This is a genomic window from Azotobacter tropicalis, from assembly GCF_059739045.1.
The window spans coordinates 4,110,098-4,131,403 of sequence record NZ_AP046059.1 but is presented as its reverse complement, the minus strand read 5'-3'; the positions used below and the strand labels follow the sequence as shown (position 1 = coordinate 4,131,403).

17 protein-coding genes, 1 tRNA gene and 5 pseudogenes are annotated in these 21,306 nt (G+C 63.9%); 11 read left to right on the top strand and 12 right to left on the bottom strand.

Features of this window, described 5'->3' with window-relative positions:
- Positions 1-1,028 precede the first annotated feature (1,028 nt).
- On the bottom strand, positions 1,029-1,418 hold the full coding sequence (locus Atro_RS19520; protein ID WP_497924940.1) for a hypothetical protein: 390 nt from the start codon (positions 1,416-1,418) through the stop codon (positions 1,029-1,031).
- 951 nt (positions 1,419-2,369) lie between these two features.
- Between Atro_RS19520 and Atro_RS19515 the strand changes: the two genes are divergently transcribed.
- A complete protein-coding gene (locus Atro_RS19515) occupies positions 2,370-3,257 on the top strand; it encodes an EamA family transporter (protein ID WP_497924938.1) in 888 nt (295 codons plus the stop codon).
- Positions 3,258-3,714: 457 nt separating this feature from the next.
- Here the strand turns inward: Atro_RS19515 and Atro_RS19510 are convergent, their stop codons facing one another.
- Complete coding sequence (locus Atro_RS19510) at positions 3,715-4,065, bottom strand: FxLYD domain-containing protein (RefSeq protein ID WP_497924936.1); 351 nt, start codon at positions 4,063-4,065, stop codon at positions 3,715-3,717.
- Positions 4,066-4,244: 179 nt separating this feature from the next.
- Here Atro_RS19510 and Atro_RS19505 point away from each other — a divergent pair, with 179 nt between their 5' ends.
- Both Atro_RS19505 and Atro_RS19500 read left to right on the top strand, forming a co-directional pair.
- The gene (locus Atro_RS19505; protein WP_497924934.1) at positions 4,245-4,454 is read left to right on the top strand and encodes a hypothetical protein; all 210 of its coding nucleotides are present in this window, start codon (positions 4,245-4,247) and stop codon (positions 4,452-4,454) included.
- Positions 4,455-4,560: 106 nt separating this feature from the next.
- A tRNA-Met gene (locus tag Atro_RS19500) sits at positions 4,561-4,637 on the top strand.
- Between the two features lie 165 nt (positions 4,638-4,802).
- On the opposite strand, the gene Atro_RS19495 is transcribed toward Atro_RS19500, so the two are convergent.
- On the bottom strand, positions 4,803-5,234 hold the full coding sequence (locus Atro_RS19495) for an Rz-like lysis system protein LysB (protein WP_497924932.1): 432 nt from the start codon (positions 5,232-5,234) through the stop codon (positions 4,803-4,805).
- Positions 5,235-5,686: 452 nt separating this feature from the next.
- Between Atro_RS19495 and Atro_RS19490 the strand changes: the two genes are divergently transcribed.
- From Atro_RS19490 to Atro_RS19480, 3 genes and pseudogenes are all read left to right on the top strand, one after another.
- The gene (locus Atro_RS19490) at positions 5,687-5,875 is read left to right on the top strand and encodes a YgaP family membrane protein (protein WP_497924930.1); all 189 of its coding nucleotides are present in this window, start codon (positions 5,687-5,689) and stop codon (positions 5,873-5,875) included.
- A gap of 416 nt (positions 5,876-6,291) precedes the next feature.
- Positions 6,292-7,613: pseudogene (gene rimO / locus Atro_RS19485) on the top strand (30S ribosomal protein S12 methylthiotransferase RimO).
- Between the two features lie 163 nt (positions 7,614-7,776).
- Positions 7,777-8,148: a hypothetical protein gene (locus Atro_RS19480; protein ID WP_497924929.1), complete on the top strand. Its 372-nt coding sequence runs from the start codon at positions 7,777-7,779 to the stop codon at positions 8,146-8,148.
- Positions 8,149-8,271: 123 nt separating this feature from the next.
- On the opposite strand, the gene Atro_RS19475 is transcribed toward Atro_RS19480, so the two are convergent.
- From Atro_RS19475 to Atro_RS19445, 7 genes and pseudogenes are all read right to left on the bottom strand, one after another.
- Complete coding sequence (locus Atro_RS19475; protein WP_497924927.1) at positions 8,272-9,222, bottom strand: alpha-E domain-containing protein; 951 nt, start codon at positions 9,220-9,222, stop codon at positions 8,272-8,274.
- A gap of 14 nt (positions 9,223-9,236) precedes the next feature.
- On the bottom strand, positions 9,237-10,646 hold the full coding sequence (locus tag Atro_RS19470; protein WP_497924926.1) for a circularly permuted type 2 ATP-grasp protein: 1,410 nt from the start codon (positions 10,644-10,646) through the stop codon (positions 9,237-9,239).
- 399 nt (positions 10,647-11,045) lie between these two features.
- A pseudogene (locus tag Atro_RS19465) lies at positions 11,046-11,656 on the bottom strand (DJ-1/PfpI family protein).
- A 109-nt stretch (positions 11,657-11,765) separates the two neighbouring features.
- Positions 11,766-12,926, bottom strand: a complete 1,161-nt coding sequence (locus Atro_RS19460) for a phospholipase D-like domain-containing protein (protein ID WP_497924924.1) — start codon at positions 12,924-12,926, stop codon at positions 11,766-11,768.
- A gap of 191 nt (positions 12,927-13,117) precedes the next feature.
- Complete coding sequence (locus Atro_RS19455) at positions 13,118-13,450, bottom strand: amidase (RefSeq protein ID WP_497924922.1); 333 nt, start codon at positions 13,448-13,450, stop codon at positions 13,118-13,120.
- Positions 13,450-14,571 carry a serine hydrolase domain-containing protein gene (locus Atro_RS19450; RefSeq protein ID WP_497924920.1) on the bottom strand — a complete coding sequence of 374 codons (1,122 nt, stop codon included), beginning with the start codon at positions 14,569-14,571 and terminating at the stop codon, positions 13,450-13,452. Before Atro_RS19450 ends, Atro_RS19455 begins: the two co-directional genes overlap by 1 nt.
- A gap of 84 nt (positions 14,572-14,655) precedes the next feature.
- Positions 14,656-15,441, bottom strand: a complete 786-nt coding sequence (locus Atro_RS19445; RefSeq protein ID WP_497924918.1) for an oxygen-binding di-iron domain-containing protein — start codon at positions 15,439-15,441, stop codon at positions 14,656-14,658.
- A 274-nt stretch (positions 15,442-15,715) separates the two neighbouring features.
- On the opposite strand from Atro_RS19445, the gene olsB reads away from it, so the two are divergent.
- Positions 15,716-16,474, top strand: a complete 759-nt coding sequence (gene olsB, locus Atro_RS19440) for an L-ornithine N(alpha)-acyltransferase (RefSeq protein ID WP_497924916.1) — start codon at positions 15,716-15,718, stop codon at positions 16,472-16,474.
- A 73-nt stretch (positions 16,475-16,547) separates the two neighbouring features.
- Positions 16,548-17,317: pseudogene (locus Atro_RS19435) on the top strand (lysophospholipid acyltransferase family protein).
- Positions 17,318-17,320: 3 nt separating this feature from the next.
- Here the strand turns inward: Atro_RS19435 and Atro_RS19430 are convergent.
- Positions 17,321-17,901, bottom strand: a pseudogene (locus Atro_RS19430) (acyl carrier protein phosphodiesterase).
- A 120-nt stretch (positions 17,902-18,021) separates the two neighbouring features.
- On the opposite strand from Atro_RS19430, the gene Atro_RS19425 reads away from it, so the two are divergent.
- Positions 18,022-18,324 carry an ArsR/SmtB family transcription factor gene (locus Atro_RS19425; RefSeq protein ID WP_497924914.1) on the top strand — a complete coding sequence of 101 codons (303 nt, stop codon included), beginning with the start codon at positions 18,022-18,024 and terminating at the stop codon, positions 18,322-18,324.
- Positions 18,325-18,408: 84 nt separating this feature from the next.
- Positions 18,409-19,458 carry an alkene reductase gene (locus Atro_RS19420; protein WP_497924913.1) on the top strand — a complete coding sequence of 350 codons (1,050 nt, stop codon included), beginning with the start codon at positions 18,409-18,411 and terminating at the stop codon, positions 19,456-19,458.
- Positions 19,459-19,495: 37 nt separating this feature from the next.
- On the opposite strand, the pseudogene Atro_RS19415 reads toward Atro_RS19420, so the two are convergent.
- A pseudogene (locus tag Atro_RS19415) lies at positions 19,496-20,406 on the bottom strand (ATPase).
- A gap of 248 nt (positions 20,407-20,654) precedes the next feature.
- On the opposite strand from Atro_RS19415, the gene Atro_RS19410 reads away from it, so the two are divergent.
- A complete protein-coding gene (locus Atro_RS19410; protein ID WP_497924911.1) occupies positions 20,655-21,236 on the top strand; it encodes a superoxide dismutase in 582 nt (193 codons plus the stop codon).
- The last annotated feature ends 70 nt before the right edge of the window (positions 21,237-21,306 follow it).

Below are 21,306 nucleotides of genomic sequence, written 5' to 3'. Positions count from 1 at the left end.
GCCGCTGAATCGCAGGCACACAAAAAAGCCCCTGCCGAAGAAGTAGAGGCTCTAGCTCATAGATTGAGCGTTGAATCCAGCGAATAGGGCAATTGCATTCAAGCGGATGAGGCTGAGCATTATGCCGGCCGTCCACGATCAGCAAATACCTTATCGAGCTGGGCTTAATCAGCCTCACTGTTTGTCGTTGTGTAAGTTTGAAGGAAAACCACAGTTTGAGCGCCAGTCAGAAGGAGCCCAGCAGACAAAAAAAGCAGGCAAGCACAACAAATTCCGTGCACTCCCATGGCTCTACTTTATTCAAAGGATTTAAAATCTTATTCTTTGTTCTGCCTTTGAAAAACCACCAGTCGCATGCGACTGCCAAATCACATTTGACTCTAAATTTCTACACTTAACCGGCACAACACCAATACTGCTTCTTGTTGCATGAGACTCTACCTTCAAAGTATCAACCTTATCTGGCAGTTCACCCCACACAATTCTAGAATAACCACCAACACACAGTATTATTGAAACAAAAGCGCAAACAATCCATCCTTGAATCATGATACACCTTACCAATTAATACTGAATTCTATATAAGTCAGCCCACCATACTTTTCATCCTTTTTCTTCTTGTTTTATTTTTAGCTTCTAAAAAGCGCAGGCCAGCCAGAACACCCAACCCTTGGTTGTCTGATTACAAATTATTTAATCATGGCAAAAAGTTGTCAATACAATATCATTTAGTGACAAAAATGACATTATTTGATATCGCTGTGCCAGCAGCGCACCCTAATTCTAGATCAAGCCAAATTCTCTCCGGAGAGATATAGTATTTATCTAAAGTTCATATAAGTAACTTCACTAAGCATTTTCACGCATCTGCTGGTCCATGGTAAGGCAATGACCCCGTTTTGCTGTGCCTGATCCTCAACGACCACCACGACTGCCAGCCAATTCCCGCCGCTGAATCGCAGGCACAAAAAAAAGCCCCCGCGGTGTGGCGGGGGCTCGGTGTTTCGACGTATCGGCCGACGTGGGGATCAGTGGCCGTTGTAGGCGAAGTCTTCAGCGGTTTCGGGGGTCCAGCCGTCTGGACGCGGGCGGTTGCCGTAGATCACCACCTTGTCGCCTGTGGAGAAAACGTAGTTCGGCGAGCGGTACTCCTTGAGTTCGCCGCTGTCGGTACGCACCAGGTAGATACGCTCGCTGGCCCCCACGGCCTTCTGACTGGAACCGCCGAACAGCGCGCCAAAGCCTGCACCGAGCACCGCACCGATCGGGCCGCCGACAGCGCCGGCCATCATGCCGTTCATACTGCCCGCAGCCTGGCCGGAGGTCTCGTCCGTCACTTCCCGGACGATTTCGGCGGCGTTGACGGTGCCGACGGTGAGCATGCCGATGGTCAGAGCTAGAATTCCGAATTTTTTCATGGCGGTTCCCCCAAAGCGAGACGAGCGGTCGTTACCAGTCGATTCAATCGAGACGGGTTGTGGCGCTGTTATCGCCGCTGTTTCGTCTCCCCCTTTATAGAAATTACCGCCTCCATTGATGCGAATCAATAAAACAATCACCATCTTATGCTTAAGGAGGGGGAGCCCTGGCCGTCAGCCAGGCAGTGCCTTCCTCCGTACGCTCTGCAGAAGGTTGACAAGTAGCTGATTTACCGGAGAAAGCCGAACCAATTAGAACTTTCGTCCTACTTTTGAGGTTTTGATTCAATATTTCTAATTCGGCGCGATCGCACTCACTCGCCTCTACCGATCTGCCGTCCGCAGCTTGGGCCAACCTGACCTGCAGGGCTGTATACAGCCTCCTGAAGGCGCCCTCCTGTTGGAGCCTGAGCAGTTCGAGCTGGGCAGCGGCCTCCTGTTCGGAGGGGCAGGGATCAGCTGGTCGAATACGCTTTCCATCTCGTCCCGCAGTGCGATCCGCGTCTGGTTGGCCGTATGGTCCAGCGCATCGGCCAGCGCCCGCTTCGCCAGCCGTCGCGCTACAGCTCACCGGCCACATCCGCGCCGATAACGCCAATCACGATGCCGATCCGCCTGCGTTACCCCACAGCGCCACGGTGGAGCAGCACAGCACCACCCGCAGCGGGATCTGTCTCAAGATCAGGTTGCCGCACGACGCTCGCTACACCTCGCCGGACAGTTCGGCCATGGAGTAGAACCAGCATCCAGAGCGGCATGTCCGCCAGCGTGTGCTGCTCGGTCGACAGCAGTGCTCCTTACCGATCAGACGGAAATGGAAAACTCCGCAGAAGCAGGGACAAAGGCCCAATGCTCGGCTACATGAGCACCTGCCCTGGCCAGCCGGCCATTGGACTTGACGCCCGAGCGAATGAGCCAGACCCTGTACCGTTTTTGCACACGGGTCTCTCCATGCTCTGGATCCCCTTCACCCTGGCCGCCGCCTTCACCCAGGCACTGCGCAACGCCCAGCAGAAACAGCTCAGCCGCGAAGTGAACGCGCTGGGCGTGACCCTGGCGCGCTTCATCTGGGCCTTGCCGCTGGCCGTGCTCTACCTGGTGCTGCTGCAGGTCAGTGCCCCCGCCGCCCTGCCGCAGTTCAGCGGCCGTTTCGTCTTCGACGTGGCGGCCGCCGCCTTCGCGCAGATCTTCGCCACCGCCCTCATGGTGCTGCTGTTCCAGCGCCGCAGCTATGCCACGGGCGTCGGCCTGGCCAAGAGCGAAGCCTTGCTGGCCGCAGTACTGGGCTCGCTCTTCTTCGGCGCCCTGCTCGGCCCGGTCGGCTGGCTGGGCGTCATGGTCGGCTCGGTGGCCGTCTGGCTGATGAAGGGGCGCAGCGAACCCGGCACGCTGGACCTCGCGACCCTGCTGCTGGGTCTGGCGAGCGGCCTGTGCTTCGCCCTGACCACGCTGTGGGTGCGCGATGCCTGCCACCAGTTGCAGCTGCCCTTCATGCACACCGCCGCCTGGGCCCTGGTGTGGACCATCAGTATCCAGGTCGCGGCACTGACCGGCTGGCTGGCCCTGCGCGACCCGCAGACGCTGGTGAAGTTGTGGCAACGTCCCTCGCTGGTCTTCCGCATCAGCCTGTCCAGCTCCGTCGCCTCCCTGTGCTGGTTCACCGCGGTCAACCTGGAAGACGTCGGACTGGTGAAGACCTTGGGGCAGATCGAAGTGTTCTTTACCCTCCTGCTGTCGCAGCACTGGCTCAAGGAGCAGGTCTCCCACCGGGAAAAACTCGGGCTACTGCTCATCGTCATCAGCGCCGTGCTGGTCATCCTGCCGGCACTATCGACCTGAACCCAGGCCGGCCGCAGCCGAACCGAAACCACCCGATGCGGAACCCACCGTAGCCGGCCAGCACTACGGCCAGGGCGTATCCTGCGCGCAAGGTACGCACTGCATAACGGAACGTCTGCTACATCCAGTTGCACAGCGAAATCGCATAATAGGTGGCCCTACGCGTCTCCATGAGGCGTCGGAGGCACTTCAGCAGGTGAGCCGCCGTTATCTCGCGAAACGGCATGCGCTTGATATACGGAGACAGGTTCTCGCTGAAAGCCTTGGGTAGTTTCAACGCCTGGAGCAGCACTCCAAGGCACCACGGCGAACGCAGAAACCCCGCATGCCGCGCCCTGGGCGAGCCAATCGGGCGCTAAAAAGCCTCAACGCACAGCTCGCCCAGTCAACGTGAATGAGCTGTCTACCGCTTATGGCGCATATGCCGCCGAAGCATGGTGCCGACAGCCCAGACGCCTCAGTGCGCCGCCATGTCCTCGCCGGTGGTACGCGCTGAGCGGATGTTGCGGACGCGGAAACCATCGGAACCGGCGATGTCGATGGGCAGCCAGATCCGCCAGGCCTCGTCGGCACCGATCACTCGGGCCTCGATGACGCGGCTGCCGACCACCTGGCCAGCCTTGAGGATATCGACATCAATGGCCACGTCCTTCAGATCCTGTCCCGAGACGTTCACACCCGTCCCCTGGAGATAGGCCTTGTGGCTCATGGTGATCAACTGCATGTTGCGCAATCGGATGTCATTTTCGGCCAGTGCACCGGTTGAGAACAGTAGCGCCAACAGCGCAACTTTCACTTTTGACTGCATTGCATCTCCCGAATCGGGCAACCTGACGCGCGGTCATCCGCCCATGAAAAAGTCCCATATAAGTACCTCTCCATACTGCCCTGATTGGAGTAAAGCCCGGCGTGAATATCACGAAATACCAGCTCAGGCGAGAGCTGCTGGTCTAATCTCTACAAAAATCTCCCCACTGAGCCGCCACCATGCCCCTCGACAAGCACGCTCTCGACACCCTACTCGAACAGGCCCGGCAGCATGCCGATCAGGCGGTCGAGCGCAATGATCCAACCCTCTACCGAGAGGCTTTCATAGCCATGTGTCAGGCCGTGGCACTGCTCAGCGAGGAGAGCGACAACTGGCGCGAACAGGTAGTCCGTGCCACCGAGGAGTACACGCGCACTGAAGGCATCTAGCAGCCAGCGCCTTCCCCGCGACATTAACCGTTTGAAGCAAAACTACTTTTTCAAACGATACAGCTTGACAGCAAATTGTTTGGCTGTAGAATGCCGCCCACACAGACGCGGGGTGGAGCAGTCTGGTAGCTCGTCGGGCTCATAACCCGAAGGTCGTTGGTTCAAATCCAGCCCCCGCAACCAAATCTTCACAATCGGCCCCAGCTGCATCAAGCAGCCGGGGCCGATTGCTATCCAGCGCCTAGAATCCTGGGCGCACATCGGCGCCAGCATACGCCAAGATTCCTGGGGCGCCCGGCCCTCCTCTCTCCTCCTCACCCACTCAACAAGCGCCGCCTGGCGAACGGACTACTGACGCGCGGACGGCTCGGCGGCGGCTGCCGGCAAGGCCGCATTGCCGGACAGGTGCTCAGGGAAAGTATCGGTACCGGTAATGGCTGGCTGCTCACTCAACCGGTGGGCAGCAGGCAGAAACTCGGCGGCCCAGTCTCGCAGCTTATGATTTTCATGCTTCAGTTCTTCGAGTTGCTGCCGGTAGTCGGCCAGGGCGACACGCAGGTCGTCCTGCTCACGGCGCAGTTGTTCTCGGGCGGTGCGTTCGCTGGCAAGCGCCGCGGCCAGATGCTCCATATCGGTCAGGTGGTCGCCGGCTAGTTGTTCGGCCTGATCGGCACGCTCGATCGTACGCTGCAACTCGGCACGCAAGGTGTCGGCCTCACGGAAAAGCAGCCAGATGAGCAGCCCAATGAGCGCGGTGATGAGAAGAGAGGATCTGGTCATGCCACATGTCCTCCCGCCGCATCACAATCTTGGGGGCCAGGCTCGCAAATCCGTTCCAGTTCCATATCTTTCACGCCTCCTTGCGTTGCACGAGCATCAGCTCCCCCGATTCTCAGCATAGGCCGCCTTGCCCTTGCAGAACTGGCGGATCCAGACTTTCCACTATCAGACCTCGCACTCGGCCCACAAGAATTTCTATCAATACAATGGCACGGTACAGAAAAGGCTTGGCCCCAGCGAAAACCGAGATACTTGGCCTTTCTCATTGCGCAGCAGGAGGAAGAGCTGGGGGCTATGCCACCACACGGTAGACAAACAGAGCGTTATCCACTCTACTCGCCGCGATCGCCGAGAACTCCCGGCTGCCATGAAGCCCGGAGGAAAAGCCGGAAAAATGTATTGCTTATAATGTCGCCACAAAGCATTACCATCACATACAGGGATAACCCATCTTGCAAAAGAATATTGGCAGTATCGAAAAAATCGCTCGCATCCTGATCGGCATTGCATTGGTTATTTGGGCCATCGCAGGAGGACCGCTCTGGGCTTGGGCTGGAGTGATGCTCCTGGCTACCGGGCTGCTCAGTTGGTGCCCTGCTCGTATGCTGCTCGGCGGTCGCAGCTGTTCAGTGGAAAAATAGCGCCACATGTATGCCTGGCTCGGCCTATTCCGGCAGATACTGATTGCCGGCTATGCGCCGGCCTGGATGTTTGGTCTGTCCATATGCGACGGACAGACCAATCGCCGGCTCGTCAGTAGCGGAAGCGCTCGATAACATTCCGAAAGCTTTCGAATCATCACCAGCAGACTGTGGAACAGGTCCATGGGCTAGGCTTGAACCCTCCCGGCTGTACTCCCGGCCATCGCTGGACGTCACTACGGTGCTCCTGCTTGACACGCGTTTGGCAGCGACAGCATCTCGCTCAGCTCCAACTCACGCACAGCAATTGCCGACCGGCACTGCGCCCCGTCGCTTGCCGCGGATCAGAAAACCGAAGATAGCTGTATACTTTCGCCCCATTTTTCACAGCCGGCCCTCGAGGTCTCCGCAACGCTATGTCGAAGAAAGCTGGAAGTATAGGATTTATATCTCTTGGGTGTCCAAGGCCACCGTCGACTCCGAACGCATCCTCACCCAGCTGCGCATGGAGGGCTACCAGATCGTGCCTTCCTACGAGGATGCCGACGTGGTGGTAGTCAACACCTGCGGCTTCATCGACAGCGCCAAGGCCGAGTCTCTCGATGCCATCGGCGAGGCCCTGGCGGAAAACGGCAAGGTGATCGTCACCGGCTGCATGGGCGTGTCCGAGGACAGCATCCGCAATGTACACCCCAGCGTACTGGCGGTCACCGGGCCGCAGCAGTACGAGCAGGTGGTCAATGCCGTGCATGAGGTAGTACCGCCGAAGATCGACCATGATCCCTTTGTCGACCTGGTGCCGCCACAGGGCGTCAAGCTGACTCCGCGCCACTACGCCTACCTGAAGATCTCCGAGGGCTGCAACCACAGTTGCGCCTTCTGCATCATCCCGTCGATGCGCGGCAAGCTGGTCAGCCGCCCGGCGGGCGAGGTGCTGGGCGAAGCCGAGCGACTGGTCAAGGCCGGCGTCAAGGAGCTTCTGGTGATCTCCCAGGACACCAGCGCCTATGGCGTAGACCTCAAGTACCGGACCGACTTCTGGAACGGCCAGCCGGTGAAGACCCGCATGCTCGAACTGTGCGAGGAACTCGGCAAGATGGGCGTGTGGGTTCGCCTGCACTACGTCTATCCCTATCCCAACGTCGACGACGTGATCCCGCTGATGGCCGAGGGCAAGATCCTGCCGTACCTCGACATTCCCTTCCAGCATGCCAGCCCGAAGATCCTCAAGGCCATGAAGCGTCCGGCCTTCGAGGACCAGACCCTCGCCCGCATCAGGAAGTGGCGGAAGATCTGCCCGGAGCTGACCATCCGCTCGACTTTCATCGTCGGCTTCCCCGGCGAAACCGAAGAGGACTTCCAGTACCTGCTCGACTGGCTGAGCGAGGCCCAGCTCGACCGCGTCGGCTGCTTCCAGTACTCGCCGGTCGAGGGCGCGCCGGCCAACGACCTGGGCCTTCCGCCCGTACCGGACGAGGTCAAGCAGGAGCGCTGGGAGCGCTTCATGGCCCACCAGCAGGCGATTTCCGCGGCGCGCCTGCAACTGAAGATCGGCAAGGAAATCGAGGTACTGATCGACGAGGTCGACGAACAAGGCGCCATCGGTCGTTCTGCCGCCGACGCTCCGGAGATCGACGGCAATGTCTACATCGACAGCGACCAGCTCCAGCCGGGCGACAAGGTGCACGTACGCATCACCGACGCCGACGAGTACGATCTCTGGGCCGAGCTTCTCTGAAGCCGCCCTCACCCGCAGCTCCGCCCTCCGGGCCTGCACGCCCTGCTGGGCGGCAAGCCTGGAGAGAACGTCCGTCGTTCCTGCCTGGCTCTTGACCTATCCTGAAGCGGGTAGCAGCCTCCTCACCCAGGCCATCTCGCATCAGCTCAGCGCAAGGAGGCTTATGCATCCGCTTTTCTACCTTCTTGCCGGCGCCCTACTGCTCGCCGGCTGCGCAGGCACCTCTACCACCCGGGACAGCAGCCCGCCTGCCAGGCGTTATGAGGGCCATCTGGTCATGCTCCCGGAGATGCACGTCTTCGTTCCTTGCAACTCGGAGGCGCCCCTCTGGCTGGTCGCAGACGAAGCCACCGGCCACCGTCTCGAGACCCAATATGCGAGCCTGGTCAGCGAGCCCTACGAGGAAGCCTTCGCGGTCTTGCGCGGCACCCCAGGGCCACAGCTGGATTGTCCGGGCTGTCGCGACTTTCCGGGCAGCTTCCGGGTCAGCGAAATCATCGAATATCGCCTGGCCGAGACGGGCGATTGCCACTGAGACACCCGATGGCTGCCGGCAGGCCAGCCCTAGACCAGAAGGGGCGCTCCCGGACAGTGCCCCTGGCACCAAGCTAAGGCTTCCGCTGCACTTTGCCGGCATCCGGCGGATGCCGGCAGGCATTCAGGCCACTTCCAGATAGCACTTGTGAATGGCGTCGCCCAGGCACTGCACCTGTTCGATGTACTCGGTGATCCAGGCATGCATCCCGGTTTCGAGAACCTCCTCGATCACCGTGTAGCGCAGCCGCGCTTCCAGCTCGGCGGCCAGGCGCTGGGCCGGACGACCGTTGTCGCCGGGCAGGTCGGCAAGCGTCTGCTGCAGCTCGGTCAGACAGGAGCGCAGCGAGCGCGGCACCTCTGCCCGCAGCAGTAGTAGCTCGGCGACCTTGCCGGCCCGCGGCGAGCCGCGATAGATCTCGGCGAAGGCTTCGAAGGCGGTCAGCGCGCGAAGCAGCGCGCTCCACTGATAGTAGGCACGTGCCGAGCGATCGTTGGGATCCTCGCTGTCCGCGCCAAGCAGCTCGTAGCGGGCATCGAGCAGGCGCAGGGTGTTGTCGGCCCGCTCGATGAACGTCCCCAGGCGGATGAAGCTGTGCACGTCGCCGCGCATCAGGGTGCCGTAGGTGGCGCCGCGGAACAGGTGAGAGCGCTCCTTGACCCACTCGCAAAAACGGCTGATGCCGTAGCCGCTCAGCCCCTGCTCGGCAAGGTCGAGCAGAGCCAGCCACGTGGCGTTGATGTTCTCCCACATGTCCGCGGTGATCCTTCCGCGCACCGCATGGGCGTTGCTGCGCGCCGCAGCCAGGCAATTGAACAGGCTGGCCGGATTGCTCGCGTCGAGGGCGAAGAAGTGCAGCATACGCTCGGCGTGCAATTCGCCGTGGCGCTCCAGATAGTCCTCGAGGGTGCCGGTGATCAGCAGCGGCATGGCCAGCTCGTCGAGGCCATTGCCACGGCCATCCTGCGGCATCAGCGACAGCGAGTAGCTGACGTCGAGCATCCGCGCGAGATTCTCGGCACGCTCCAGATAGCGCGACATCCAGTACAGATCGGCGGCGGTTCTACTTAACATGCTCGATAATTCCTTCAATCCTCAACGACCCAGGTGTCCTTGGTGCCGCCGCCCTGGGACGAGTTGACCACCAGGGAGCCCTCCCGCAGCGCCACGCGGGTGAGCCCACCGGGCACCAGACGAGTTTCGCGGCCGCTCAGGACGAAAGGCCGCAGATCAATGTGCCGCGGCGCGATGCCGCTCTCGACGAAGGTCGGGCAGGTCGACAGACTCAAGGTCGGCTGGGCGATGTAGGCCTCGGGACGCGCCTTGATACGCTCGCGGAAGGCCTCGATCTCGGCCTTGGTGGCCGCCGGTCCCACCAGCATGCCGTAACCGCCGGACCCCTGGGTTTCCTTGACCACCAGCTCGGGCAGATGGGCCAGGACATGGGACAGATCTTGCGGCTTGCGGCATTGCCAGGTGGGCACGTTCTGCAGGATCGGCTCCTCGCCCAGGTAGAAACGGATCATGTCGGTGACGTAGGGGTAGATCGACTTGTCGTCGGCTACCCCAGTGCCGATGGCGTTGGCCAGCACCACGTTGCCGCACCGATAGGCCGACAAGAGCCCCGGCACGCCAAGTACCGATTCGGGATTGAACGCCAGCGGATCGAGGAAGGCATCGTCCAGCCGGCGGTAGATCACGTCCACCGGCCTGGCGCCAGCGGTGGTGCGCATGAACACCCGCTCGTCGCGGACGAACAGGTCGGCCCCTTCCACCAGTTCCACGCCCATCTCGCGGGCCAGGAAGGCGTGCTCGAAATAGGCGCTGTTGTAGCGTCCCGGGGTCAGCACCACCACGCTGGGGTTGTCCAGCGGGCTGGAGCTCTTCAAGGTTTCCAGCAGCAGGTTCGGATAGTGGTCGACGGGGGCGATGCGCTGGGCGGCGAACAGTTCGGGGAACAGCCGCATCATCATCTTGCGGTCTTCCAGCATGTAACTGACGCCACTCGGTGTACGCAGGTTGTCCTCCAGCACGTAGAAGGTGCCGTCGCCGTCGCGCACCAGGTCGACCCCGGCGATGTGCGCGTAGATGTCGCGATGCAGGTCGAGCCCGTGCATGACCTGCTGGTAGCCGTCGTTGGCCAGCACCTGCTCCGGCGGAACGATGCCGGCCTTGAGGATACGCTGCTCGTGATAGATATCGGCAAGGAACAGGTTCAGGGCCTGAACCCGCTGTATGCAGCCGGCCTCGATCCCGCGCCATTCGCTGGCAGGAATGCTGCGCGGAATGGTATCGAAGGGGATCAGGCGCTCGGTGCCCTGCGCGTCGCCGTACAGGGTGAAAGTGATACCCGCTCGGTGAAACAGAAGATCGGCCTCGCGCCGGCGCTGGGCCAGCACCTCCTGGGGAGTGTTCTCCAGCCAGTTGGCGAAGCCCCGGTAATGTGGCCGGCAGATACCGTTCACATCGTACATTTCGTCAAAAAATTGGCGATCCATGCATGCTCCTCGGCTGTGCATAAAAGAAGTTCGCAAAGCTCATGCCAGTTGCCAAGTTCCTATTCCTATCAATGTCTTGCAGACGCTCCGTGGGCAGCCGTGCCATCGCGCCGGCGAATCGCAAACGAGCCTGCAGCCTGTTGGTCACTCGCTCCAGTCGCCCTCTAGTCAATCGCATTCGGTCGCCGATGACCCGGCTCATCCTGGCGCGGACAGAGCGCGATGGAGGAGTGGGAAGGCCTCGCACCAAAAAAGCCCCCGATCTGTCCAGCACGATCCACTGCGCACCAAAAAAATGCAACACCTGCCAGATGCCGCCGTTCAGCCAGGCATCCGGCCACAGACCCGGCGCCGTATCGGGGCATCGACCGACCGGCACCCGCCGCTTGGATTCTGGACTTAGCCTTGGTGGACGATCCGGGTGCCCAGCAGGCCGATGAAGCTCGCCAGCCAGGTCGGATGTGCCGGCCAGGCCGGCGCCGTGACCAGGTTGCCATCCACATGGGCCTGATCCAGCGGTACATCCACATATTCTCCGCCGGCCAGCCGCACCTCGGGGCACAGGCCGGATAGGCACTGCACGAGCGGCCGTCGAGCACTCCGGCCGCGGCCAGCAACTGGGCGCCATGGCAGACAGCGGCAATCGGCTTGTGCGCCGAGGCGAAGGCACGTACCAGCTCCAGCACGCGCTCGTTGAGGCGCAGGTATTCGGGCGCCCGGCCACCCGGAATCAGCAGCGCGTCGTAATCCTCGGCACGCACCTTGGCGAAATCGAAATTCAGGGCGAAGTTGTGCCCCGGCTTTTCGCTGTAGGTCTGATCGCCCTCGAAATCGTGGATGGCGGTACGCACGGTCTGCCCGGCGTGCTTGTCCGGGCACACGGCATGCACCGTATGACCGAGCATCAGCAGTGCCTGGAACGGCACCATGGTTTCGTAATCTTCGGCATAGTCGCCGACCAGCATGAGAACTTTCTTGGCAGACACGGGGGACTCCTGAACAGGATGCATGAAACGCGCACGACGCCCTAGACCGGAGCCTGGGGAGCCTGCGCGCCAGGGAGATCCACCCTACCCTGCCGCTCAGCGGCCGTCGACCCACCCTCAGCCCGGCCAAGGGTCAACCGCCGCGATCGAGCAGATCGACCACCAGCCGATCAAGCCACCCCCACAGCCGCTGATACAGGCGGCGGTACCAGGGGCGTGCCTGCCAATGCTCTTGGTCGACCTCATGGCTGACCCGAAAATCGGTGAGGAAACACTCGGCGACTTCGCCGATAAAGGCCGGATCTCGCGTTTCGAGGTTGGCTTCCAGATTCAAGCGTAGGTTCCAATGGTCGAAGTTGCAGGAACCGACACTGACCCAGTCGTCGACCAGCACCATCTTCAGGTGCAGGAAGCGCGGCTGGTATTCGAAGATGCGCACGCCGGCCCGCAGCAGGCGGCGGTAATAGCGCTGGCCGGCATAGCGCACTGGCGGGTGGTCGGTATTGTGCCCGGCCAGCAACAGGCGCACCTCCACCCCGCGCCGTGCCGCCTTGATCAGGGCGCGGCGGACTTTCCAGGTCGGCAGGAAATATGGCGTGGCCAGCCAGATGCGCCGGTTCGCACGGAGCAAACTGCGGATCAGCGCCCGCAACACGTCGCGATGCTGGTGCGCCTCGGCATAAGCGAGCCGCCCGGAGCCATCGCGGCGCAAGGGTCCCGGCGGGATGCGCGGCGGCTTCGGCGGCCGCTGCGAATGCCAGCGTCCGCGCTCGTGACAGAGCATCCATTGATGGTCGAACAGCGTCCGCCAGTCGGCCAGCACGGGGCCGGCGATCTCCACCATGACCTCATGCCACTGACCGCTCTCTTCCTCAGGGTTCCAGAACTCGTCGGTAGCGCCGGCCCCGCCGACATAGCCCAGGCGATCGTCCACCAGCAGCACCTTGCGATGGTCGCGGTGCAGGTTGTGCAGCCCGAAGTGCCAGCGCAAGGGGTTGAACTGCAGCAGGGCGACGCCCGCCTTGGTCAGCCGACTGCGCAAGGCCGTACCGAACCCGAGCGCCCCGAAGCCGTCGAACAGGCAACGCACCTGCACGCCGCGCTCGGCGGCGGCGACCAGCGCCTCGACCAGCAGGTCGGCACAGCGGCCGTCCTTGATCAGATACAACTCCAGATCAATGCGCCACTTGGCGCCGGCAATGGCCGTCAGCATGCGCGGAAAGAACGTCTTGCCGTCGATCAGCAGGCTGAAGCGATTGCCGCCACGCCAGGGAAAGACCGCTCCTTCTTGCATCACGGTCTCCATTTCGCCCGGGCGGCGGCAGCTCTCGCCAGGGAAATGCGCCTCCCTGCCGATGACAGCCGCCTGAGCGGCAAGTGAGTGAAGAACTGGTGCATGCAATCTCTCGCGTGAAGGCCGGGCGCAGGACGATAACCGCCTCAGACCACCGCCCAAAACATATCGGCGTGGCCCGGAGCACAGGTTCAGGGCACGGCCGAAACCTCGCCCTCGTCCAGCAGACGACAGCCCTCGCGCGGACCGAACCAGACGGCACTGTGGGTGCGCCCCAGGCCACGGGCAGTCACCGTCCGGCTCGCCGACTCGTCGTGCAGCAGGTCGATGGGAATGTACTGCTGGATATAGACCTGACAATAGTCTGCCGGGTTGCCACTCACATAGCGGCACGAGCAGTACTCCTTGGCGCTATAGGCGCCGATGATGTCGGGGAAAGCCGCCAGATGCGCGCGGTTCGGCCAGATCACGGCGACCGCCAGCAGCACGGTCGAGCCCAGTAGCAGCGCATGACGACGACGCATCAGCGGGCCTCCGCAGGGGCGAAGGCTGCACGGGCCAGACGCAGGAAGTCGTTGTGCCGATAACGCGAATCGCGGTCGTCGGCGAAGCGGACGATCACCAGCTTTTCCTCCGGCAGCACATAGAGCGCCTGGCCCCAGTGTCCCAGCGCCGCAAAGGCATCCGCCGGCACATCCGGCCAGGGCCGGGGCGCCCCATCCAGCGACAGGTTGAGCCACCAGTGCCCGCCCGGCACCAGCCCCTGCGGGCGCGGCTGGTAGCCGGGCGCCGGCGAGCGATTGAAGGCGACCCAGTCTGCCGGCAGCAATTGGCGCTCGCCCCAGCGGCCGTTGCGCAGCATCAGCAGCCCGACCCGGGCCAGATCGCGGGCATTCAGATAGGCATAGGAGGCAGCGATAAAGGTTCCGGTCGCATCCCTTTCCCAGACCGCCGAAGTGATTCCGAGCGGCTCGAACAGCGCCCGCCACGGGTAGTCTGCGTACTGCCCGGCCGTGAGCATGCCCTTCAGCGCCGCTGCGAGCAGAACGCTGTCGCCGCTGGAATAGCTGAAGCGCACTCCGGGGGCGGCGCCGGCCGCATGCCGGGCGACGAACCCGGCCATGTCCTCGTGGCCACGGGTGTAGAGCATGGCGATGACCGACGACTTCAGCGGCGAGTACTCGTAATCCTCTTCCCAGGCCAGACCGGAAGTCCAGTTGAGCAGGTGGCGCAGGCGCAGGTCGGGATGAGCGGCGAGCGGCGGATAGTAGCGCGCCGCCGGATCGTCGAGGCGAAAACGGCCCTCGCCGTAGGCAACGCCGAACAGGCAGGCGAGCAGGCTCTTGCTCACCGACCAGACCAGATGCGGCGTGCTTTCGCTGGTCGGCGCGGCATAGCGCTCGTAGACCAGCACGCCGTCGCGGATCACCACCACCGCGTCGCTGCGCACCCCGCGGCGCTCGGCCTCGTCCCGCACGGGAAAGGCATAGGCCTCGAAGGCTTCCAGCGCCGCTCCCGGCGCAGCGGGTTGCCGCGCCCAGTCGGCGCCTGGCCAGAGTTCCCCGGCGACAACCTGCCCGGCAGCGAGCACGGTGGCCGCCACGCAAGCCAGCAGAAAGCGCACAGGAAACGCAACGGCGGGCATCGGAACGACCTCGCGATGGAAGGAGCGCGAAGCCTAGCACGGGCCGGATGACGAAATGGACACGGCCCGGCGCCGGGGAATTGCCTACTTCGGCAGTTGGTAATCGTCCTGGCCGAGAAGGTCGATGCCGCACTCCAGGTGCTCGATCCAGTCGAGGAAGGCGTCGATCATCTCCCGGCCGACGAAGGGGCGGCCATGCTGCGGCACGATCATGTCCACCTTCATGCCGCGCACCATGCCCGCCCACAGCCGGCAGACCTTGTTGCTGGCCATGTAGCGGCGATGGAAGGCGTCCATATGCGGGATGTGGCTGGCGAAATCGCGCACCGGAGTAGCGTCGTCCACCAGCGAGGCGCCCATGTCGCCGGAGAAGAGGATGCGGCTCACCGGGTCGTACAGCTGGAAGTTGCCCACCGAGTGCAGGAAATGCGCCGGCACCGCCTTCAGCTGGCAGCGGCCGAGGGGAATGGACTCGCCGCGGTCCGGCAGGGCGATGATCCGGTCGAAGGTGGAGATGCCATGGCTCATGGCCAGGTAGTTGGCGGTCAGGTGCGGCAGGAAGCGCGCCCACAGCTTCGAGCAGAGCACCTTGGCCTTGGTGTGCAGCAGCCACTTACCCAGCGAGGAGATGATGTCCGGGTCCTGGTGCGAAGCGAAGATGTAGGTCAGCTCCTGCAGCGAGATGCGCTTCGACAGCTCCAGCGACAGCGGCGTGTAGGTCAGGTCGCCGCCCGGATCGAGCAGCAGGTACTGGCCGTGATCGGTGATCAGGAACTGGTTGGTCTGTACGCCCTCCCCCCTGACCAGATCGTCGAAAAGCAGGCATTGATGGGTGCCGTTGTCGAACAGCACATGGGGCTCGCGTCGCATGGAAACCTCGCTGAATGCAGAGGATCGTCAAAATACTCCGCAGTCCTCGCTGGCTTAGTGACACAAATCAACCCCTCTCCTGCCGTCATTTCCGGGTAGCGCAGCCTGTCACGCAAGGATCACCCAAACGTCACGGACGTGACACCGCCCCCGCCTAGCTTGAGCGTACCCGACCAAGTCGATCCGACCCCACAACGACAGCAGCCGGGCAGAGCATGTCACCGCCGCGGGGCATGTCCTGCCGAAGCGCATCAGGCGGCTCACGGAGACCCCTATGACCCACGGTGCCCTCACCTCCGAACGCAAGACCCCAGAACGCCGCCTGCGCGCCGAACGCCTGCTCGGCACGCAGGCGCTGCGCGAGGCCCAAGCCCTGCGCTTTCGCGTGTTCAGCACGGAATTCGACGCCAAGCTCAAGGGCGCCGAACTGGGGCTGGATATGGACGACTACGATCCGCACTGCAGCCATATCGGCGTGCGCGATCTCGGCAGCGGCGAGCTGGTCGCCACCACCCGGCTGCTCGACCACCGGGCTGCCGCCGGCCTCGGACGCTTCTACAGCGAAGAGGAATTCAGTCTGCACGGCCTGGCCCGCCTGCAGGGCCCGCTGCTGGAAATCGGCCGCACCTGCGTCGCCCCCGGCTATCGCAACGGCGCCACCATCGCCGTGCTCTGGAGCGAGCTGGCCGAGGTGCTCAACGAGGGCGGATACCGCTACCTGATGGGCTGCGCCAGCATCCCCATGAAGGACGGCGGCATCCAGGCCCAGGCGGTCATGCAGCGTCTGCGCGAACGTCATCTGTGCACCGCACAGCTGCGCGCCGAACCCAGAACGCCGCTGCCGCGCCTGGAATTGCCCGGTAACGTCACCGCCGAGCTGCCGCCGCTGCTCAAGGCCTACATGCGCCTGGGCGCCAAGGTCTGCGGCGAGCCCTGCTGGGACCAGGACTTCCAGGTGGCCGATGTGTTCATCCTGCTCAAGCGCGACGAGCTGTGTCCCCGCTACGCCCGTCATTTCAAGGCCGCCGTCTGAGCGATATCCCATGTGACGGACAGGCCGCCCGGACCGGCGCCCTGTCCGTCATTGTCCTGCCTCGCGAGAACCCATGAAGAAACTCCGCCTCTACAGCCGCCTCCTCCGCCTGCTGGCGGTGCTCGCCCTCGGCCTGGCCATGGCCGGCTGGGTCAGCCTGCTGGAGCGCCTCAAGCGCGACGAGCTGATGCCCCTGCGCCAGCGCCTGACCCGCCGCTTTCTCGCCCAGCTCGCCGCCGCCCTGCCCTTTCGCCTGAGCCTGCACGGCCAGTTGCCCGACCGGCCGATGCTGTGGGTCGGCAATCATGTGTCCTGGACCGACATCCCTCTGCTCGGCGGGCTCGTCCCGCTGTCCTTCCTGTCCAAATCCGAGGTGCGCAGCTGGCCGCTGGCCGGCTGGCTGGCGCACAAGGCCGGAACGCTGTTCATCCGCCGCGGCGCGGGCGACAGCGCCTGGTCAGGAGCCAGCTGCTGCGTCATCTGCAGCACGGCCACGACCTGCTGATCTTCCCCGAAGGCACCACCACCGACGGGCGTAGCCTGCGCGGCTTCCACAGCCGCCTCTTGGCCAGCGCGGTGGAAGCGCAGGTGCCGGTGCAGCCGGTGGCGATCCGCTATCTGCGCGACGGAGCAGCCGACCCAATCGCCCCCTTCATTGGCGACGACGACCTGCTCTCGCACTTGCTGCGCCTGCTGCGCAGCGAGCGCAGCGAGGTGGAAATCCACCTGCTTCCGCCGCTGGACAGTCAGGGCGTCAGCCGCACCGAACTGAGCCGCCAGGCACACACGGCGATCGCCGAACGCCTGTTCGGCAGCTCCCGGCCCCTGCCGGTCGCCGCCTGAGACTCAGGGTTCGCCCCGCTGCCGGCGTGCGAAATCCTGCAGCTCCGGATAGAAGGCCCGAAAATCGCGGCTCAGCGGCACATAGAGTCGCGCCAGCTCGTCCAGCGCGCCGCTCAGCCCCTCGGGCGCGATAGGCGCCGCTGCATCCCGGCCACCACACGCTCCAGCACGGCGAAGTCGCGGTAGCTGCCCAGCCAGTCCTGCTGCGCCATGCGCGGCGCCAGCTCGGCCAGCCGGCCGGGCAACCGCGCCTCGCCGGCGAGCAGCGCGTAGACCCGCGCGGTGAACGCCGGCAGCGGCTCCTGCGCATAGTCGTTCCAGTAGCAAGCCAGGCAGTGGTCGAAGAACACGTCCAGGAGGATGCCGGCATAGCGACGCCGCGCTTCGGGAAAACGCGCCCCGGCCTGGCGCACCAGGAGATGGCCGTCGGTGAAGGCATCGATGCGCCGGTGCAGGCGGATAGCGGCCTCGATGTCCGCCGGCCAGCGCCCCTGCAGGGGCCCCTTGACGAAATCGCCGTAGAGGCTGCCAAGCAGGTCGGCCGGCTGCGGGCCGCCCAGATGGAGATGGGCAAGGTAGTTCATGCGGGAAGTTTAACCCGGATCAGCGATCGGCAAGGCGACGGCCATTCGCCAGTATTGATATATCGCAATATAGCGATTTAAGCTTCGCTGCAACACGATTCACCTGGACAGGAGCGCTACGTGTCCAACGACTTCGACGAGATCTACAAGGCCCTGGCTCATCCCGTGCGCCGGCAGATCCTGCACTGGCTGAAGGAGCCGGAACGCTACTTTCCCAACCAGGAGCACTCCCTGGAGCTCGGCGTCTGCGCCGGCCAGATCGACCAGCGCACCGGGCTGTCCCAGTCCACCGTCTCGGCCCACCTGGCGACCCTGCAGCGCGCCGGGCTGGTCAGCGTGCGCAAGGTCGGCCAGTGGTGCTTCTTCAAACGCAACGAAGCGGCCATCCAGGCTTTCCTCGAGCAGCTCCGCGATGGGCTGTAAGGCGTGCCTGCTCATTTCCAGCCGAAGGCGCTGCCTGCGACCGACGGCCTCGACTCTCCGCGCGACCCACTGAAAGGACTACCCATGAGCACCCTCTTCGAACCGATCAAGATCGGCGACCTCGAACTGCCCAACCGCATCGTCATGGCCCCGCTGACCCGCTGCCGCGCCGAGCCCGGCCGCGTGCCCGGCGCGCTGATGGCCGAGTACTACGTGCAGCGCGCCAGCGCCGGCCTGATCATCAGCGAAGCCACCTCGGTCTGTCCGCAGGGCGTCGGCTACCCCGACACTCCCGGCATCTGGTCGGAAGAGCAGGTCGCCGGCTGGCGGAACGTCACCCGGGCGGTGCACGCCGCCGGCGGGCGCATCGTCCTGCAGCTCTGGCACGTGGGGCGGATCTCCGATCCGGTCTATCTGAACGGCGAGCAGCCGGTGGCGCCGAGCGCCGTCAAGCCTAAGGGTCATGTCAGCCTGATTCGTCCGCTGAAGGAGTTCGAGCCCCCACGTGCCCTGGAAACCGCCGAGATCCCCGGCATCGTCGAGGCCTACCGCCAGGGCGCCGAGAACGCCAAGGCGGCCGGCTTCGACGGTGTGGAGATCCACGGCGCCAACGGCTACCTGCTCGACCAGTTCCTCCAAGACAGCACCAACCAGCGCACCGACCGGTATGGCGGCAGTCTGGAAAACCGTGCCCGCCTGCTGCTGGAGGTGACCGACGCGGCGATTTCGGTATGGGGCGCCGGGCGGGTCGGCGTGCACCTGGCGCCGCGCGCCGACGCCCACGACATGGGCGATTCCAACCGCGCCGAGACCTTCGGCCACGTCGCCCGCGAGCTGGGCAAGCGCGGCATCGCCTTCATCTGCACCCGGGAGCAGGAGGGGCCGGACAGCCTGACGCCGCAGCTCAAGCAGGCCTTCGGCGGCGTGCTGATCGCCAACGAACGCTTCACCAAGGAGCAGGCCAACCTCTGGCTGGCCGAGGGCAAGGCCGATGCCGTGGCCTTCGGCATCCCCTTCATCGCCAACCCGGACCTGCCGGCGCGCCTGGCGGCCGATGCGCCGCTCAACGAGGCGCATCCGGAAACCTTCTACGGCTCGGGTCCGCAGGGCTATCTGGACTACCCGACCCTGTAGCCCCGCCCGCAGCCCGGCTGGTTGCCGGGCTGCCGCTTCAGCGCCCGTTCAACTGCTGCTGCAGGCTGCGCATCTGATTCTGCAGCGCGGTGAAGCTGCGCGTGGTCTGCGCCCGGAAGGCATCGAACTCGGCGGTGTTGGCGACGCCGCCGCTCGGTGCCGGCCGGTTGTCCAGCTCGCTGCGCAGCACCAAGAGCTCCTGTTCGAGACGCTCGATGGCCGGAGCCGGGTCGGTGCGCTTCTTCAGCGCCGCCACCTCCCCGTCCAGGTCATTCACGCGTGCGACCAGGCGCTGTTCCTGCCCGGCCTGCTGTTCTCTCAGCGCCGCCGCCTCCTTGTCGAAACCGCTCAGGCGCTCGGCCAGCCGCTGCTCCTGCTCGGTCTGCTGCCCCTTCAGCGCCGCCTGCTCGCCGGCGAGCGCCTGCAGCCGCTCGTCGAGCTGGCGCTGCCGGCCGTCCAGCTGGGCCGCCAGTGCCACGGCCACCTCCTGCTGCTTCTGCAGGTCGCCGGCCAGTTGGCCGAGGCGCAGGTCCCGCTCCTCCTGGCGATCCTGCAGCGCCTGCTGGCGCTTGTCCTGCTCGGCCAGGCGGCTCTCCAGCTGGCGGATCTGCAGCTTCAGGCTTTCGCTGCCGGTGGTCACGCTGGATTCGGCGGCCACCATCTTGCCGCTGATGTTCTGGATGCGCAGTGCTGCGTCCTCGCTGATCCGCGCGAAGCTTTCCTGGGTCGCCACCAGTTGCTGCTCCATCAGCTCGAGACGCTGCTGGCTCCACCAGCCAAGCCCGCCCAGGGCCAAGGCCTGCGCAACGACCAGCCCCACAGCAGGCCGTTGCCGGTCCGGCGCACCGGCGGTGCCTGGTCGGCGCCGACAGGCAGCGACACCGGATTGCGAACCTCGGTTCGCAGGCTGGGAATATGCTCCACTTCATCGAAGGAATCATTGCGCATGGGGGGCTTCGCAGAGGCACGGCCGACGGGTCTGCAGTATAGCGATTCGAGCCGCCGGCCGGGTTACCGACCCCTCCGGCAACGGCGCTCTAGCATGGGCTTTCCCACACGCATGCTGCGTGGATATGTCGCAACCCCGGTGCTATGATCCCTGACCTACGGCGCCTAGCGCCCCGCTCCAAGCAGCACCCGAACCGGTCGCGCCCATGCCGCGTGCCCCACGACCTGATGAAGATGGAGAGTTGATCATGGCTTTTGAACTGCCGCCGCTGCCTTACGAGAAAAACGCCCTCGAGCCGTACATTTCCACCGAGACCCTGGAATATCACTACGGCAAGCACCACAACACCTATGTGGTGAACCTGAACAACCTGATTCCGGGTACCGAGTTCGAAGGCAAGAGCCTGGAAGACATCGTCAAGACTTCCTCCGGCGGCATCTTCAACAACGCCGCCCAGGTGTGGAACCACACCTTCTACTGGAACGGCCTGAAGCCCCAAGGCGGCGGCCAACCGACCGGTGCCCTGGCCGATGCCATCAACGCCGCCTTCGGTTCCTTCGACAAGTTCAAGGAAGAGTTCACCAAGACCGCCATCGGCACCTTCGGCTCCGGCTGGGCCTGGCTGGTGAAGAAGGCCGACGGCTCCCTGGCCCTGGCCAGCACCATCGGCGCCGGCTGCCCGCTGACCAGCGGCGACACCCCGCTGCTGACCTGCGACGTCTGGGAACACGCCTACTACATCGACTACCGCAACCTGCGTCCGAAGTACGTCGAGGCGTTCTGGAACCTGGTCAACTGGGACTTCGTGGCCGCCAACTACGCCGCCTGATTTCCCGGCTTGCCGCCAAAAACCCGACTCCGGTCGGGTTTTTTCGTTTCTGCCGGCGAAACAGAATTTT